This window comes from Ochrobactrum sp. A-1 (assembly GCF_022488005.1).
GTDB lineage: Bacteria > Pseudomonadota > Alphaproteobacteria > Rhizobiales > Rhizobiaceae > Brucella.
In genome coordinates, this window is record NZ_JAKVQC010000007.1 from 1,127,341 (window position 1) to 1,140,572 (window position 13,232).

Below are 13,232 nucleotides of genomic sequence, written 5' to 3' on the forward strand. Positions count from 1 at the left end.
CGCACATCGGAGCAGACAATCACAGGTTGATCATTGTCAAGTCGATTGCAGCTGACAATCTGTTACAACCTGTAAAATTTCAACGGATTCCAGTTCAGCCGAAGCAGAAGCTTCGCGCCTGAGGCGTCCAGTTTCCGAAGCCGGTGGCGACCATATTCGTCATCACGCGACAGACATAACGCTTCTGGGCAGGATCGTTATTCGGCCCCGCGTGGTAGCGCGCGACCGCCATCGTCCAGTTGCCTTCGCGCTGTCGAAGCTGCCGCAGAAAGCGCGCCGCATAATCGACATTGAGGCTCGGCATCAGCATCGCGGCGACCGACGGAAATTCCTTGCCGTGATAGTAGTAGTTGATCTGCATGCAACCGAGATCGATCAGTTTCGCACCTTCGGCCCGAACCTCGTCGAAGCGTCTCACCGCAGCCATCTGCGATGGCATGAATTCAGCACGGCCTTCGATATTCATCGCATAAGGTTGCAGGGAATTCTTGCGGCCGGTTTCCGTCAGGCCGACCGCATAGAGGATACCGAGCGGAACGTCGTAGCGGGTCGACGCCCGGTGCATTTCACGCTCACAGATATTTTCGGCACGGGCCGGGCTACTGTCAGACAACCAGGCTGCGGTTGCGGCCATCATTGCGAGAAATGCTGTTCCCGCTTTCCTGAGCGGCTTGCATGTCCGAACGTTCGCGTCCTGCCTGACCGGATTCGCCATTCTGCCTGCCCTCACCGCCCATAAAACCCGCCTGCGCCTGGCCGCCGTCACGCCCGTCGAAGCCTTGCTGCATGTTGAAAGCCTGCTGCTGGCCCGATTGCTGGCCGTTCGCCTGTTGCTGACCCGCATTCTGCAATGCCTGCGCCTGCTGCACGGCACCCGCCGCGTTGCGGTCGGCAACGGTCACCGAAATTTTTGCGTCGTCGGCGATACCCGCCGCCTTCAGGGCTTTCTCGATCATCGAACGGTCGGCTGCGAGCGCTTCCGCCCCATGGGTCTTTTCAGCGACGAGATGTACCTCAACACCTTCCGACCCCACGCGAATGCGCGCCGTCACCGCTCCAAGTTCCACCGGATCGAGCCTGATCTGCAAGGTCTTCACCGTGCCGAAGCTACGTTCGGATACCACCTGAATGTCTGCAATCCGGGCTGCCGCCTGCGATGGCGTGGTGGCCGCCTTGATGTCCGCAGGCGCATTGCCCTTTGCGGTCGGCTGCTGCTGGATATCGGTTCTGTCAGGCATCTGACCCGACTGCTGCTGCGCCTGCCCCTTATCCGCTTTCAGAAGGCTGGCGAGAACGTCCCCGGAATTTTCGGCCTGATTGTCACCGTTGGCCGTCGGTGCGTCCTGGGTGATTGCCTGGCCCGGTTTGGCGTTGGCCGATGGGGTTGCCGCCGTCTTCGAAGATACCGGTTCAGGCGTGCGTTTCTTCTGATCGGCCCGTAGATCGGCTTGCAGCTCGTCCCCCTGCCCTTCGACCTGTTTCGGGTCGATGTCTTTAATTAAGGCAGAAAGCGGATCCGAGGTGTTTATGTCGTTTTTCGCAGTATTCGGCGTGAAAAAACCGTGATTTGCCCCTTTCAAATCAGGCGAAGAAGCGTCCAAAGAAAGGAGATTTTGTGGCAGCGCGAACAGGATGACGGGCTTTGAACCTTCCTCATCCCTCGCATCCGCCTCATCCGAACCCGAATTGGCTTCGCTGTCATCCTTCTTTTCGACCTTGCCCTGCGGCTTTTCGAGAAGTGAACTGAACAATCTTGCCGGGTCAGCATTATCCCGTCCCTCGCCCTCAGCTTTGGCCTGGGAAGGACCGGAATTGCGGGCGAGCGAGGCAAGTCGGCTGGTAGAATTCAGCAAAATATCAATGCTCATTGAACGGTCTTTCCTAGCAAGGCATCGATCTCGGCAAGCTTGCGCCGCGCATCTTCCATCGTTTTCTGCAAATCGTCTTCCGGCTGGTTCCTGACCGGCTTCATGCTAACTGCCACCGGGGTCGGCTCAGGCTTTACGGCCTCATGCTCCTGCGACTCCGCCACTGCCATCGGTGGCACATCCCGTTCGGTGAGGGCCGGTTTTGCAGGTGGCAAAGCGTCCGGCGTGCGGGTTACCACAGTGCCGACCGCTTCAGCGGCTTTCAGCAATTTCCGGTCACGCTCCTGCAATTTGTCGGGTGAAATCTGCGACAGTTCGCGCAGTGCGCTACCCGCCGAATCCGAAGCCACATCGCTTGCGGCCGCATAAAGATTGGCGCGGGTGGGGTCGGCTTTCAGTCTGTCGGCAAGCTTTTTCGCCTCCGCCGACATGAACCGCGCCCGCTCCGTCTGACCATCGACAAGCGCGCCGCGCGCAATCTGCAGATAAAGCGAATATTGCATCACCGGATCAGCCGAGCCGATCAGCTTTGCCAGTTCCGCATTGCCGATACGGTCGTTGAGTTTCACCGCAGCATCGACAAATTGCGCCATGAAATCACGCATATAGGGCGAACGGGGAAAGCGCTGGAGATAGTTTCGCGACAGGAGCCTGATCTTGTCGGCATCGCCAAGTTTGGCAGCAATCGGCATCGAACGACGGATCGCGGCTTCCTCAAACAAGGTGCCCGGCGCTTCAAGCCGCACCTGATCGAGCCGCATCAAGGCCGTCGCTGGGTCGAAGGCGGTCATCTGGCTGGCGGTCACCAGCACGATGGATGCCTTCAGTTCCGCCGGAACATCGGATGAGAGCGGAACCGAGAAAAGCTTCACCACTTCAATCGTCTGGCCGGAAGCATAGGCCAATGCACCCTTGACCAGTTCCGGCGGCACAGCATCCGTCTTGAGGTCTGCAAGGACCTTGCGCACCGCTTCCGGATTACCGCCGTTGAAGAGATAGATGATCGCCGCGTAGACATTTTCCGGATTGCTCCAGACGTCATTCGACGCTCGGCCCATATCCGCGCTGACAAAGCCCAGAAGCTTGTTCAGCATCACCACGGCTTCCGGTTTTCCGGCAACGACCTGATCCTGCAACATGCGCAGCGAACGCACGAGCTTGTAGGGTTCCAGAACGGGCAGCTTACGGGTCTCGGCCAATGCCTGCGTTTGCGCAATGGCTGGATAAGCCGCTCCCATCAGGGAGAAGCCTGCAACACATGCCAGCAAGGAACGCATGGCGAGCCGCCTCCCGGACTGCTTCATGGAGCAGACTTCAGGAAAATATCGATGCGACGGTTCTCAGCCGCATTCGGATCGTTGGTGTTCTTCGGCTGGCGGTCGGCATAGCCTTCCACACGCAGCACACGCTTTTCATCGAGCCCGCCGCGCACCAGCATGTAATAAGCCATCTGCGCGCGTGCCGAGGACAGGCGCCAATTGTCATAGGTCGCGCTCTTGAACGGACGCGCATCCGTATGTCCGCTGATGATGACTTCGCCCGGCTGTCGGGAAATCACCTGTGCGATACGCTCCAGCATCTGCACCACGCGGGCATCCGGCTTGGCCGATCCGATGGTGAACATGCCATAGTCGATCTTGTCGGTCAGCTGGATCATCACGCCGCCATCGACCGGAACGACCGTCACATCGGGCATTGGCTCGGCCTTTTTCGCCTGCGCACTCTCTTTCGCAGTTTCGCCCTCGGCTGCCTTCTTCAAGTCAGCAATCAACTGTTCCTGCGTTTCAGCAGTCTTTTCGGCCTCCTCGGGCTTCGGCTGGGTTGCTTCCGGCTTAGGCGGCGTAGCAGGCGCGGCATCGGGCGGGGTCAGGTCTTCGACAGCCTTGCTCGACCAGTAATCCGGGCTGAACGGATCGCGATAGGCTTCGCCACCCTCCGCACCCGTTGCGGGACCGGATTGCGACGTGCCGCCATCGCCCTTGGCAGACTGGTTCTGCAACACACCGGTTTCGTGGGCCAGTTCCGACAGGACCGCATAGGGTTCGCGGAAAAGCTGGCGCTCTTCCTGGTCGCTTGGCGGAGAAACAGTCGTGTCGTTGATGACCTTGGTGCTGTTTTCGATCTGCTGGTCGCTTTCATAGCGAACCTTGCCGTCTTTCTTCTCGACATCCTGCACGCCCTTGGGGCTTGAATGCCGGTCCATCAGTTTGACGGGATTGAAATAGCTTGCAACCGCCGCCTTGGTTTCCTCATTGGCGGCATTGATGAGCCACATGACGAGGAAGAAGGCCATCATTGCAGTCATGAAGTCGGCATAGGCGATCTTCCACACACCACCATGATGGCTGTCATGGTCGTCATGTCCACCTCGGCGAACAATGATGATCTCACGTTTGGTTTCGGGATCGATGCTCATTGAACCGCAGCCTTCAATTCTTCAAGAAGCGGCGCGATGCGTGTTTCAAGCATCCGGTCGCCAAAGGAAAAGGAAAGTTCGTCCGCCCCGGTTTCTGAAAACCGGCAACCTGACGGCAACAGGGCAGCATGATCGCGAAGCGGCGCAACCAAACGCGCCGGACCGGAGATTTCCGGTGCTTCGCCATCAAGCGCCAGCGCCGCAATGCGCCGCGCAAATTCTGCGACCGCCTCACGCTCCATCTTTTCCGCCAGCAAAGGCATCAGGATTTCGGCGATCTGGCCGGAATAATTTTGCTCAAGCGCGGTCAGTGCTTCGGTCAGACTACCCGCCAAGAGCAAGGCCTGCTCACGCGAGAATGCAGCACGCAAGGTCTCGATTTCGGTCTCGTGCTCGCGGACAAGCCGTGCCTTCTCGGCCTCGTAAAGCGCCTGTGCTTCCCGGTGGCCGTCCTCGCGCCCTGCTTCGAATGCCAGGCGCTTTTCTTCCTCGATGGCGATGATGGCGGCGACTTCGGCCTGTTCGGCAGCGGCGGCTTTCTCAGCCGAAGCGGGGCGCTTTGCTCCATCGCCGCCCGCCTGTGGCGGGGGCGTTTCTTTCGGCGGCGCAGGCGCAGCAATGATCTCGACCGCCTCATCCTCGATATGATGGGTCGAAAAATCGGGAAGATAACGGCTGAGGGAAAGCGCGCTCATCGTCAGGCCGCCTCAAGCTCCGGCATGACCGAAGCCTTTACGGCCGATTCCCTCAATGGTTGGGCTTCACGGCTCGCGGCGGTTTCATGAATCCATTGCTTGAGAATGGAGGCTACGCGCTCCTCATCCATGTCAATCATCTGTTCCAGACGCAATTTGGCAGGCATGCGCATGCGCTGGCGAAGATCGCTGAGGCTGGTCTTCATCTGGTCGGCATAGGCTTCCGGCCCGCCAATGACGGCCTGCACGCCCTCGCCAGCCGCCTGACCGCCGACGAAATTCGGCGTCGCCACTTCGCTTGTCTCGCGGACGGCCACTTCCGTGCCGGTCGGCGTGGCATTCTGATCACGCAGCAGCGGACGCAGACCGAACCAGATCAGGAGACCGACGGCGGCAAGAATGGCGAGCGCATTGACGTAGGAGCCGCTCTGGCGAAGCACCGTATCGGTCCATGGCGTGGAGACCGGTTCCATATCGGCGCCGGCAGGATCGAGGAAGTTCACCGCCGTTACATTGATGACGTCGCCACGATCAGCATTGAGACCGGCTGCGGTTGCAACGAGATCGCGGATCTTGGTGATCTGCTGATCGACAAAATTGGCTGGCGGCGGCGTGGTTCCCGCAGTTTCCAGAAGCCGCGCCTGATCGATGACCACGGCAATGGACAGCCGCTTGACGGCATAGCCGTCGCTGACGGTGGAAACCGTCTTGCTGTTCATTTCGTAATTGGTCAGCTCCTCGCGGCGATCAGTCTTTTCGGTGGAGCTTTCGCCGTTGCGGTTCTGGATTTCTTCCTGCGGAATGTTCTGTTCCACGCCGGTTGCGTTGTCGTTGCGATTGTTGCGGGAATCCCCGCTTTCACGGACCACGCGCACGGAACGCTCAACGCGGGATTCAGGATCGTAGGTCGTCTCGTTGATCTGGCGGCGGTCCGTATCGAGCACGGCCTGAACGCTGGTTTGGAAATGTCCCATGCCGAGATAAGGCGCCAGCGCCTTGCGGATGCTGTCATCCACATTGCCTGCAACCTGCTGTTCCAGCGAGGCGGTCATGAGGGCTGCGCCATTGGCGGCTTCGCCTGCCGATGCCAGCAAGCGACCGTTGGTGTCGAGAACGGTGACGGCGGAAGCATCGAGCGACGGAACGGCGGCGGCGACCAGCTGGCGGATGGATTGGGCGGATTCGGCAGCAAAGCCGCCTTCGGCGCGAATGACCACCGAGGCGGACGGCTTCTGGTCACCACGACGGAACGACCCTTTTTCTGCCATGACTATGTGAACGCGCGCAGCTTTCACGCCACGAATGGCCTGGATTGTGCGGGCGATTTCGCCTTCGAGCGCGCGCACCCGGGTGATTTCCTGCATAAACGAGGTGAGGCCGAGCGAACCCATATTGTCGAACAGCTCGTAACCGGCATTGTTAGAGGTCGGCAGGCCCTTTTCGGCCAGATACATACGGGCATTTTCGGCTTTGCCGATGGGCACGAGGATGGACGAGCCGTCGGCTTTCACGTCGAAAGGAATGCCTGCTTCGCCGAGCGCGAGGCCCATGCGGTTCACGTCATCGCGCGAAAGGCCGACATAGAGCGTTTCGTAGGATGGGCGGCTCAGATAGATGCTCGTATAGAGGATCGCGCCCATGAGTGCCGCGCCCACCAGTCCGAGCGCGATGAGTTTTCGCGCGCCGAGCTTGCCGAGCGTACCCTTGAGCTGTTCGATCAATTGCTGGAAATTCTGCTGCATCCACACCACCGCCATCATGATGGATGCAAACTAGCCCGCGAAGCTTGCGCGAAAGTGGCGGCTGATGAAGCAGATGCTTTCAGAAAAGAGAATGAGCGCAAAGAATTGGGGCGCGGAATAAATCCCGCGCCCCGTTTTCCGCCCAAAGACATCCGATCCGATCAGGTCGGTTCGGATGCGAACCCCTGATTTACCTGAGAACTCGCGAGCGCCGGCAACCCGGCGCCCTTGCTGTTTACTCAGATTAGCCGCGGAACAGCGACAGGATGTTCTGGTTCGACGAGTTGGCGATCGACAGAGCCTGAACGCCGAGCTGCTGCTGAACCTGCAGAGCCGACAGACGTGCCGATTCCTTGTTCATGTCAGCGTCAACGAGCGTGCCAACGCCCTTTTCGATGGAGTCCTGAAGACCCGACAGGAAGCTCTTCTGGCTGTCGATCTGCGACTTGGCCGCACCGAGTGCAGCAGCACCGGTGGTCAGCTTGCCGAGAGCGCCTTCAACAGCTTCAAGCGCATCCTTGATACCGGCTGCATCGACTGGTACATCAGCTGCGCCACCAGTACCGGCTGTAGGCTTGAAGAAATCATCCTTGAGCAGAGCGTCGACCATGCCAGCGCCCGCATCGTCAGTATCGATAACACGTGTATCAGCCGCAGAAACCGTTACCGTATCGATGGTCACGGAAGATCCCGTACGGTTGTAAGATGCGACAACCTTCAGGTCAGCAGGATTGGACGGATCGAGAGCAGTAGCCGGGTCCTTGGTAGAATCGCTCTGCAGCAGATTGGAACCTGCATAGTTGGCGTTTGCTGCGAAAGACTTGATATTCGACTGAATCGTCTTGATTTCGGTCGCAATCTTCATCTGGTCTTCGTAGCTTGCGCCCTGTGCCGAAACGAGCTTCGTCTTCAGCTTATCAACTTCGTCCTTGATCTTGTTGATCGCGGAATAAGCAGTGTCGACCTTGCCAGCGCCGAGGCCGAGAGCGTCCTGAACAGCCGAGTTGGCCTTGTTGTCGGACTTCATCGACGTAGCGATGGACCAATACGACGCGTTGTCCGAAGCTTCGCCAATGCGAAGACCGGTCGAGATACGGTTCTGGGTCGATTCCAGTGCCTTATTGGTCGAAGAAAGCGTCTGGAGAGCGGTCAGAGCCGACGAATTTGTAAGAATGCTAGCCATAGTTTTTTGCCCCTTGGGAAAAACAATCTGAGGGACAGGCCGGATTTTTAGATTACCGGCATGGTGGAGCGGCATCATGCCTGTTGCCGCGTAACGCGCGGAAACCCACCATGAGCCGACAGTTAGAACCCAAACATTAAATAAAGGCTAATTTATTCGGTCGAAATTTAACGGATTCGCAGATTCTCATGCTGAATTTTCGCAGGCATGGTCCGAAGCGTACCAAAATGGGTCAGGAGAAGGACCGTATCAGGCTTCCGACCAGAATATTCCAGCCATCGATCAGCACGAAGAACAGAATCTTGAACGGCAGCGAGATCACCGTCGGCGGGAGCATCATCATGCCCATGGACATGGTGAGCGTCGCCACAACAAGGTCGATCACCAGAAATGGCAGCACGATCAGGAAACCGATTTCAAAACCGCGCCGCAGTTCCGAAATCATGAAGGCCGGAACCAGCACGCGGAAATCGACGATACCGTCATCACCAGTGCGAAACGACGGATCAGCGAGATCTTCAAAGAGCCGCAGGTCCTTGTCGCGCACCTGGCCCATCATGAATTCACGGAAAGGCTGCGAAATTTCGGTGAAAGCTGCCTGCTGCGTGATTTCATTGCGCATCAAGGGCTGCACACCATTGTTCCAGGCCCGGTCGAAGGCGGGCGCCATGACATAGAACGTCATGAACAGGGCAAGAGAAATCATCACCATGCTGGCAGGCGCGGTCTGGAGACCGAGGCCGGACCGCAGCAACGAAAAGGCGATGGCAAAGCGCGTGAAGCTCGTCACCATGATGAGCAGGCCCGGCGCAATGGACAGCACCGTCAGCAGCCCGAACAGCTGCACGATCTGGCCGCTCGCAGCACCGCTGCCCGCAGGCAGCAGGTTGTCGAGCGTCAGCGCCTGTTGCGCCTGTGCGGAAACGGTAAGAGCGAGCGTCAGGATGAGGCCGAGGCCAAGGAGTTTTTTCATTCTACGACCAGTGCCGAAATAAAGACCCGGTCGACCGCGCCTTCCGAACGCAGGCGCGCGCGTTCTTCCAAATCGGAGCGGAGATAGGCGAGTCCCGCCGCGCCCTGCAATTGCATGAGATTGACGCTGCGCAGGAAGCTCAGGAAATCGTCGCCGACGCTTGCCGCCATCGTCGCCGGAATTTCATGGCCCGGCTTTGCCACCAGCGAGGCTTCAAGACGCACCCATGTGTTCTGCGGAATGCCGAGATTGGTGACAATCGGCTGCAAGGGCACGACAGTGCCGATGGAGCGCGATTCAAAATCGCCCTGCTTCGGCTTGTCTTCCTTGCCGGAAGGCTTGGCCGATGCGAGCTGATCGGCGGAAATCATGCCGCCCATATACCAGCCGCCGCCGCCAGCGATGACGGTCAGAACTGCGACAGCCGCCAGCAACCCCGTCAGGGAGCCTTTCGCCTTGCCGTCTTTTTCCGTTGCCGTCGTGTCGCTCATGCCAGCCAACCTAGAAAGGAGAAACCTGATCGAGAATCTGCTGGCCGTAAGGCGGCTGCTGAATCTCGCTCAGTCGTCCGCGCCCGCCATAGGAAATGCGGGCTTCGGCGATCTTGTCGTAGGAAATCGTGTTGTTGCCGGAAATATCGCGCGGACGCACGACACCAGCGACATTGAGCACACGCAGCTCGTTATTGACGCGCACTTCCTGCGACCCGCGGATAATCATGTTTCCGTTGGGTAGCGTGTCGGTGACGATGGCCGCGACCTGCAGGCGGATATCTTCACTGCGCTCGATGGTGCCCTTGCCCTTCGACTTGCTGTCGGAATGGGTGTTGACCGAAGCATCCATGTCGCCGCCAGCGCCAGCACCCGTGCTGCTGCTCGTCGCGAACGAACCACCCGCGCCGTAAATGCCTTTCGACACACGCTCGCGGTCCGTCTTGTTATCGAGGTTGGCGCGGTCGTTGATGGAAATGATAACCGTCAGGACATCGCCCGGCGTGGCCGCACGCGGGTCCTTGAAGAAATTGGTGGAACGCTGGTCCCAGAGCGAATAGGTCGCCTTGCTCGGGCGCGCCGGATAGCCGTTGAACTGCGGATTGTTCTGCATGCCAAGATGCGCCGCGACCGGGGACAGGTCGGGTGCCCGACCGATTTCCTCGGGCTTGGTGGCACAACCGGCCAGAAGAACCGCTACTGCTGCTGCAAGGGTCGCTTTGTTCATGCTGTTTTTCATTGAACCGTATTCCCGGACTGTGCCGCGGCGCGCTGATCCTTCACAGCTTGCGACGCGGTCGTCGTGCGCTGCGAACCGACGATGACGCGCGCCAGCTTGGCCGCCTTTTCCGGCGGCATTTCATTGAGGATGATGCTGGACACACGCGGATTGAGCTTGAGGATGAGCGCCGCTGCCGCTTCGTCGCCGATCAGCGCCATCTGTGCCGCCGCCGCGTCCGGCTTCATTTTCGAGATAATGTCGACCAGCGAATCCTGTGCCTTGCTGACAAACTCGTCACGGCGCTTCAGCCACATTTCATATTCCCGGCGCTTTTCCTCAAGCGCACGCATCCGTTCCTCGACATCGGCCTTCAGATCGGTCAATTGCTTGGCCTGCAATGCATAGCGGGCGTCTGCCGCTTGATCGTCGATATTGCCGCAGAATTTGCGGATCTCATCGAGGTTGCCGAGCGGCGGCGGAGAGGCAAGCTGCTGTGCCGCCGATGCTTCAACCGGCGCTGGAGCAGCCGTCGCCGCCTGCTGCGCTAAAGCTGGGGCAGAGGCAGCCAGAAGCAGCGCCACTGCCGAACCATACCGGATCATTCTATGAGCCATGGTCATTGCACCACCAGTTCCGCATGAAGTGCGCCGGATGTCTTGATGGCCTGCAATATTGCGATGATGCCGGTCGGCTTCACGCCGATCTGGTTCAGGCCCTTCACCAGATTTTCAAGATTTGCGCCGGTCAGAATGCCGATCTTGGCGTTCTGCTGGTTGACGGCAATATCGGTGTTCGGTTCAACAGCGGTTACACCGTCGCTGAACGGCTCCGGCTGAACCACCATCGGCGTTTCCGTCACACGAACCGTCAGGCTGCCATGGCTGATCGCCACTTTGGAGATGCGAACCTTCTCGCCGATGACGACGGTTCCCGTCCGCTCATCGACCACCACACGCGCCACTTCGTCGGTCGTAATCGGCAGACCTTCAAGCTCTGCGAGGAAACGCGCGGCAGGCACGTTTTTCGGACGCGACAGGCGGATCGTCTTGGCATCGCGTGCAATGGCGACACCGCGACCGTAACGGCGCTTGGCGAAGACGTTGATCGTATCGGCAGCGCGCACGGCAGTGGTGAAATCGGGATCGCGCAGCTCGACGATCATTTCGCTGTCCTTGCCGAAATTACCCGCCACTTCGCGCTCGACCAGCGCGCCATTCGGGATGCGACCGGAAGTCGGCACACCCTGCGTCACACTTGCAGCTTCACCTTCCGCCGAAAAACCGGAAACGATCATGTTGCCTTGCGCGACAGCATAGATCTGGTTGTCGGCACCCATGAGCTGGGTCATGACCAGCGTACCGCCCTGCAGCGATGTGGCATCGCCGAGCGAGGACACCGTCACATCGATGCGGGATCCAGCACCGGCAAAGGCGGGCAGATTAGCCGTCACGATGACCGCCGCCGTATTCTTCGAGCGAGTGGAATTCCGCGGCGCGCTGATACCAAGATTGTCCAGCATGGCGCGCATGGATTGTTCGGTGAACGGCGAATTGCGCAGGCTGTCACCGGTGCCCTTGAGGCCGATGACAAGACCATAGCCCACAAGCTGGTTTTCGCGCACGCCCTGAATGGTGGCGATATCCTTCAGGCGCGCAACCGCGCTGCCCCGGCCAAGTTCGGCATAGGCCATTTTCGACGGGTCGCCACCCGAGCCAAGCCAATCGGCATCGGCATCCACTGCCGAACCGAATTCCCGCGCGTTCTTCGACGACTCATCAGCAAAGCCCGCGACGGGCTGGAAAATGAGTGCCAAAGCGGTGATAAGGGCGGCGCAAGTCTTTCTCACTGCATCCCCACCTGAATGCGACCATTGGCCAGCACCGTGCCGGACACGATGATGCCGCTGTCGACGTTACGAACCTTGATGAAATCGCCAGCCGCCCCGGATTCAAGCGGCGTGCCCATGGCGGTTATGGTCAGCGTGCCGGCGGTAAAGACCAGCGGTGCCGGAACCCCGCGCGTGACCAGAGACGGCTCGCCCAATGCCGACACGAGGATCGGCTTGCCGGGAAGCAGCGTCTTGCGCGCCACCTTGCCTGCCGCCTGATCCGCGGACAGCACATATTGGTTCGCCGCTGGCGCATTTATAAAGAACTGCTTTTCCAGAAGTGCGGTGTCGCTCACGATCTGGCCGGGATAGACGGTAGCCGAAGGCACGACAAAAGCGATGCGGTCTGCAGCACCGGCGCCAGCCATTGCGGCAAGCAGGAAGCCACCGGCAAGAGCCAGCCTTTTCTTTTGAAAGATCGCCTTCACACAGCCCATCGCCATCACCGTCAGCGCAAGTTCTTCGACACGGTTGCCGCCATTTCGTCGGCAGCCTGAATAACCTTGGAATTCATTTCATAAGCACGCTGCGCCGTGATGAGATCGGTGATTTCCTTCACCGGATCGACATTCGACGCTTCGAGATAGCCTTGTTTGATCGAACCGTAGCCCGGATCACCCGGAACGCCGACCAGCGGACCGCCGGAAGCTTCCGTCTCGCGGTAGAGATTTCCGCCGAGCGGCTCCAGACCTGCTTCATTGGTGAAGTTGGCGAGCGTCAGCTGGCCGAGGTCGACCTGATTGACCTGGTCCTGCAGCTTGGCGAAAACCTGTCCCGTATCAGTGACAGTCACTTCAACAGCATCTGGCGGAATGGTGATCGCCGGTTCAACCGGATTGCCGTCGAGTGTCACGAGCTGGCCATCGGCATTCTTGTTGAACGCGCCGGCGCGCGCATAAAGCGTCTCGCCGGTCGGGCTTTGAATCTGAAACCAGCCCTTGCCCGTCAAAGCCAGATCGAATGGATTACCGGTCTGGTTGAAACTGCCCTGCATGTGGAGGTTTCGCACCGCCGCCGTCTGCACGCCGAGACCAACTAGCGCGCCTTCCGGCACGATGGACTGGTTCGCCTGATTGGGCACGCCTGCCGTCCGCTCGGATTGATAAAGCAGATCGGAGAATTCAGCACGCGCGCGCTTGAAGCCGGTTGTGTTGATATTGGCGATGTTGTTGGCAATCACTTCCAGATTGAGCTGCTGGGCGTTCATGCCGGTGGCGGCAATCGTCAGGGCTTTCATGGCGTATCCTTAGCTGCC

14 protein-coding genes are annotated in these 13,232 nt (G+C 59.3%); all 14 read right to left on the minus strand.

Annotation, left to right across the window (positions count from 1 at the left end):
• Positions 1 to 94: 94 nt before the first annotated feature.
• Positions 95 to 637: a transglycosylase SLT domain-containing protein gene (locus tag MKS82_RS23470; protein ID WP_109988821.1), complete on the minus strand. Its 543-nt coding sequence runs from the start codon at positions 635 to 637 to the stop codon at positions 95 to 97.
• Positions 606 to 1,868: a flagellar hook-length control protein FliK gene (fliK, locus tag MKS82_RS23475; protein ID WP_109988822.1), complete on the minus strand. Its 1,263-nt coding sequence runs from the start codon at positions 1,866 to 1,868 to the stop codon at positions 606 to 608. Before fliK ends, MKS82_RS23470 begins: the two co-directional genes overlap by 32 nt.
• Entirely contained in the window at positions 1,865 to 3,172 is a 1,308-nt protein-coding gene (locus MKS82_RS23480) for a chemotaxis protein (protein ID WP_445558094.1), read from the minus strand. Before MKS82_RS23480 ends, fliK begins: the two co-directional genes overlap by 4 nt.
• Entirely contained in the window at positions 3,169 to 4,284 is a 1,116-nt protein-coding gene (locus tag MKS82_RS23485; RefSeq protein WP_109988823.1) for a flagellar motor protein MotB, read from the minus strand. Before MKS82_RS23485 ends, MKS82_RS23480 begins: the two co-directional genes overlap by 4 nt.
• Positions 4,281 to 4,979, minus strand: coding sequence for a hypothetical protein (locus tag MKS82_RS23490; RefSeq protein ID WP_240579363.1), 699 nt, complete (start codon positions 4,977 to 4,979; stop codon positions 4,281 to 4,283). Before MKS82_RS23490 ends, MKS82_RS23485 begins: the two co-directional genes overlap by 4 nt.
• Positions 4,980 to 4,981: 2 nt before the next feature.
• Complete coding sequence (gene fliF, locus MKS82_RS23495) at positions 4,982 to 6,736, minus strand: flagellar basal-body MS-ring/collar protein FliF (protein WP_109988882.1); 1,755 nt, start codon at positions 6,734 to 6,736, stop codon at positions 4,982 to 4,984.
• 229 nt (positions 6,737 to 6,965) lie between these two features.
• On the minus strand, positions 6,966 to 7,904 hold the full coding sequence (locus MKS82_RS23500; RefSeq protein ID WP_109988825.1) for a flagellin N-terminal helical domain-containing protein: 939 nt from the start codon (positions 7,902 to 7,904) through the stop codon (positions 6,966 to 6,968).
• Positions 7,905 to 8,136: 232 nt separating this feature from the next.
• Positions 8,137 to 8,877, minus strand: coding sequence for a flagellar type III secretion system pore protein FliP (gene fliP / locus MKS82_RS23505; RefSeq protein WP_109988826.1), 741 nt, complete (start codon positions 8,875 to 8,877; stop codon positions 8,137 to 8,139).
• Positions 8,874 to 9,368 (minus strand): flagellar basal body-associated FliL family protein, encoded by a 495-nt coding sequence (locus MKS82_RS23510; protein WP_109988883.1) that lies wholly within the window; start codon positions 9,366 to 9,368, stop codon positions 8,874 to 8,876. Before MKS82_RS23510 ends, fliP begins: the two co-directional genes overlap by 4 nt.
• A gap of 10 nt (positions 9,369 to 9,378) precedes the next feature.
• Positions 9,379 to 10,107: a flagellar basal body L-ring protein FlgH gene (flgH, locus tag MKS82_RS23515; protein ID WP_109988827.1), complete on the minus strand. Its 729-nt coding sequence runs from the start codon at positions 10,105 to 10,107 to the stop codon at positions 9,379 to 9,381.
• A complete protein-coding gene (locus MKS82_RS23520) occupies positions 10,104 to 10,709 on the minus strand; it encodes a MotE family protein (RefSeq protein ID WP_109988828.1) in 606 nt (201 codons plus the stop codon). The genes flgH and MKS82_RS23520 overlap by 4 nt, the downstream gene beginning before the upstream one ends.
• Complete coding sequence (locus tag MKS82_RS23525) at positions 10,706 to 11,935, minus strand: flagellar basal body P-ring protein FlgI (protein WP_109988829.1); 1,230 nt, start codon at positions 11,933 to 11,935, stop codon at positions 10,706 to 10,708. The genes MKS82_RS23520 and MKS82_RS23525 overlap by 4 nt, the downstream gene beginning before the upstream one ends.
• Positions 11,932 to 12,414, minus strand: a complete 483-nt coding sequence (gene flgA / locus MKS82_RS23530) for a flagellar basal body P-ring formation chaperone FlgA (protein ID WP_061347704.1) — start codon at positions 12,412 to 12,414, stop codon at positions 11,932 to 11,934. The genes MKS82_RS23525 and flgA overlap by 4 nt, the downstream gene beginning before the upstream one ends.
• A gap of 11 nt (positions 12,415 to 12,425) precedes the next feature.
• A complete protein-coding gene (gene flgG, locus MKS82_RS23535; protein WP_012093514.1) occupies positions 12,426 to 13,214 on the minus strand; it encodes a flagellar basal-body rod protein FlgG in 789 nt (262 codons plus the stop codon).
• Positions 13,215 to 13,232: the final 18 nt, after the last annotated feature.

What these genes read in the sequence shown, in the direction of transcription:
- flgG (WP_012093514.1), bottom strand. Translation starts at nt 13,214, where the DNA reads ATGAAAGCCCTGACGATTGCCGCCACCGGCATGAACGCCCAGCAGCTC.
- MKS82_RS23490 (WP_240579363.1), bottom strand. Translation starts at nt 4,979, where the DNA reads ATGAGCGCGCTTTCCCTCAGCCGTTATCTTCCCGATTTTTCGACCCAT.
- MKS82_RS23500 (WP_109988825.1), bottom strand. Translation starts at nt 7,904, where the DNA reads ATGGCTAGCATTCTTACAAATTCGTCGGCTCTGACCGCTCTCCAGACG.
- MKS82_RS23470 (WP_109988821.1), bottom strand. Translation starts at nt 637, where the DNA reads ATGATGGCCGCAACCGCAGCCTGGTTGTCTGACAGTAGCCCGGCCCGT.
- MKS82_RS23520 (WP_109988828.1), bottom strand. Translation starts at nt 10,709, where the DNA reads ATGACCATGGCTCATAGAATGATCCGGTATGGTTCGGCAGTGGCGCTG.
- MKS82_RS23480 (WP_445558094.1), bottom strand. Translation starts at nt 3,172, where the DNA reads ATGAAGCAGTCCGGGAGGCGGCTCGCCATGCGTTCCTTGCTGGCATGT.
- fliF (WP_109988882.1), bottom strand. Translation starts at nt 6,736, where the DNA reads ATGGCGGTGGTGTGGATGCAGCAGAATTTCCAGCAATTGATCGAACAG.
- MKS82_RS23485 (WP_109988823.1), bottom strand. Translation starts at nt 4,284, where the DNA reads ATGAGCATCGATCCCGAAACCAAACGTGAGATCATCATTGTTCGCCGA.
- fliK (WP_109988822.1), bottom strand. Translation starts at nt 1,868, where the DNA reads ATGAGCATTGATATTTTGCTGAATTCTACCAGCCGACTTGCCTCGCTC.
- flgA (WP_061347704.1), bottom strand. Translation starts at nt 12,414, where the DNA reads ATGGGCTGTGTGAAGGCGATCTTTCAAAAGAAAAGGCTGGCTCTTGCC.
- MKS82_RS23510 (WP_109988883.1), bottom strand. Translation starts at nt 9,368, where the DNA reads ATGAGCGACACGACGGCAACGGAAAAAGACGGCAAGGCGAAAGGCTCC.
- flgH (WP_109988827.1), bottom strand. Translation starts at nt 10,107, where the DNA reads ATGAAAAACAGCATGAACAAAGCGACCCTTGCAGCAGCAGTAGCGGTT.
- fliP (WP_109988826.1), bottom strand. Translation starts at nt 8,877, where the DNA reads ATGAAAAAACTCCTTGGCCTCGGCCTCATCCTGACGCTCGCTCTTACC.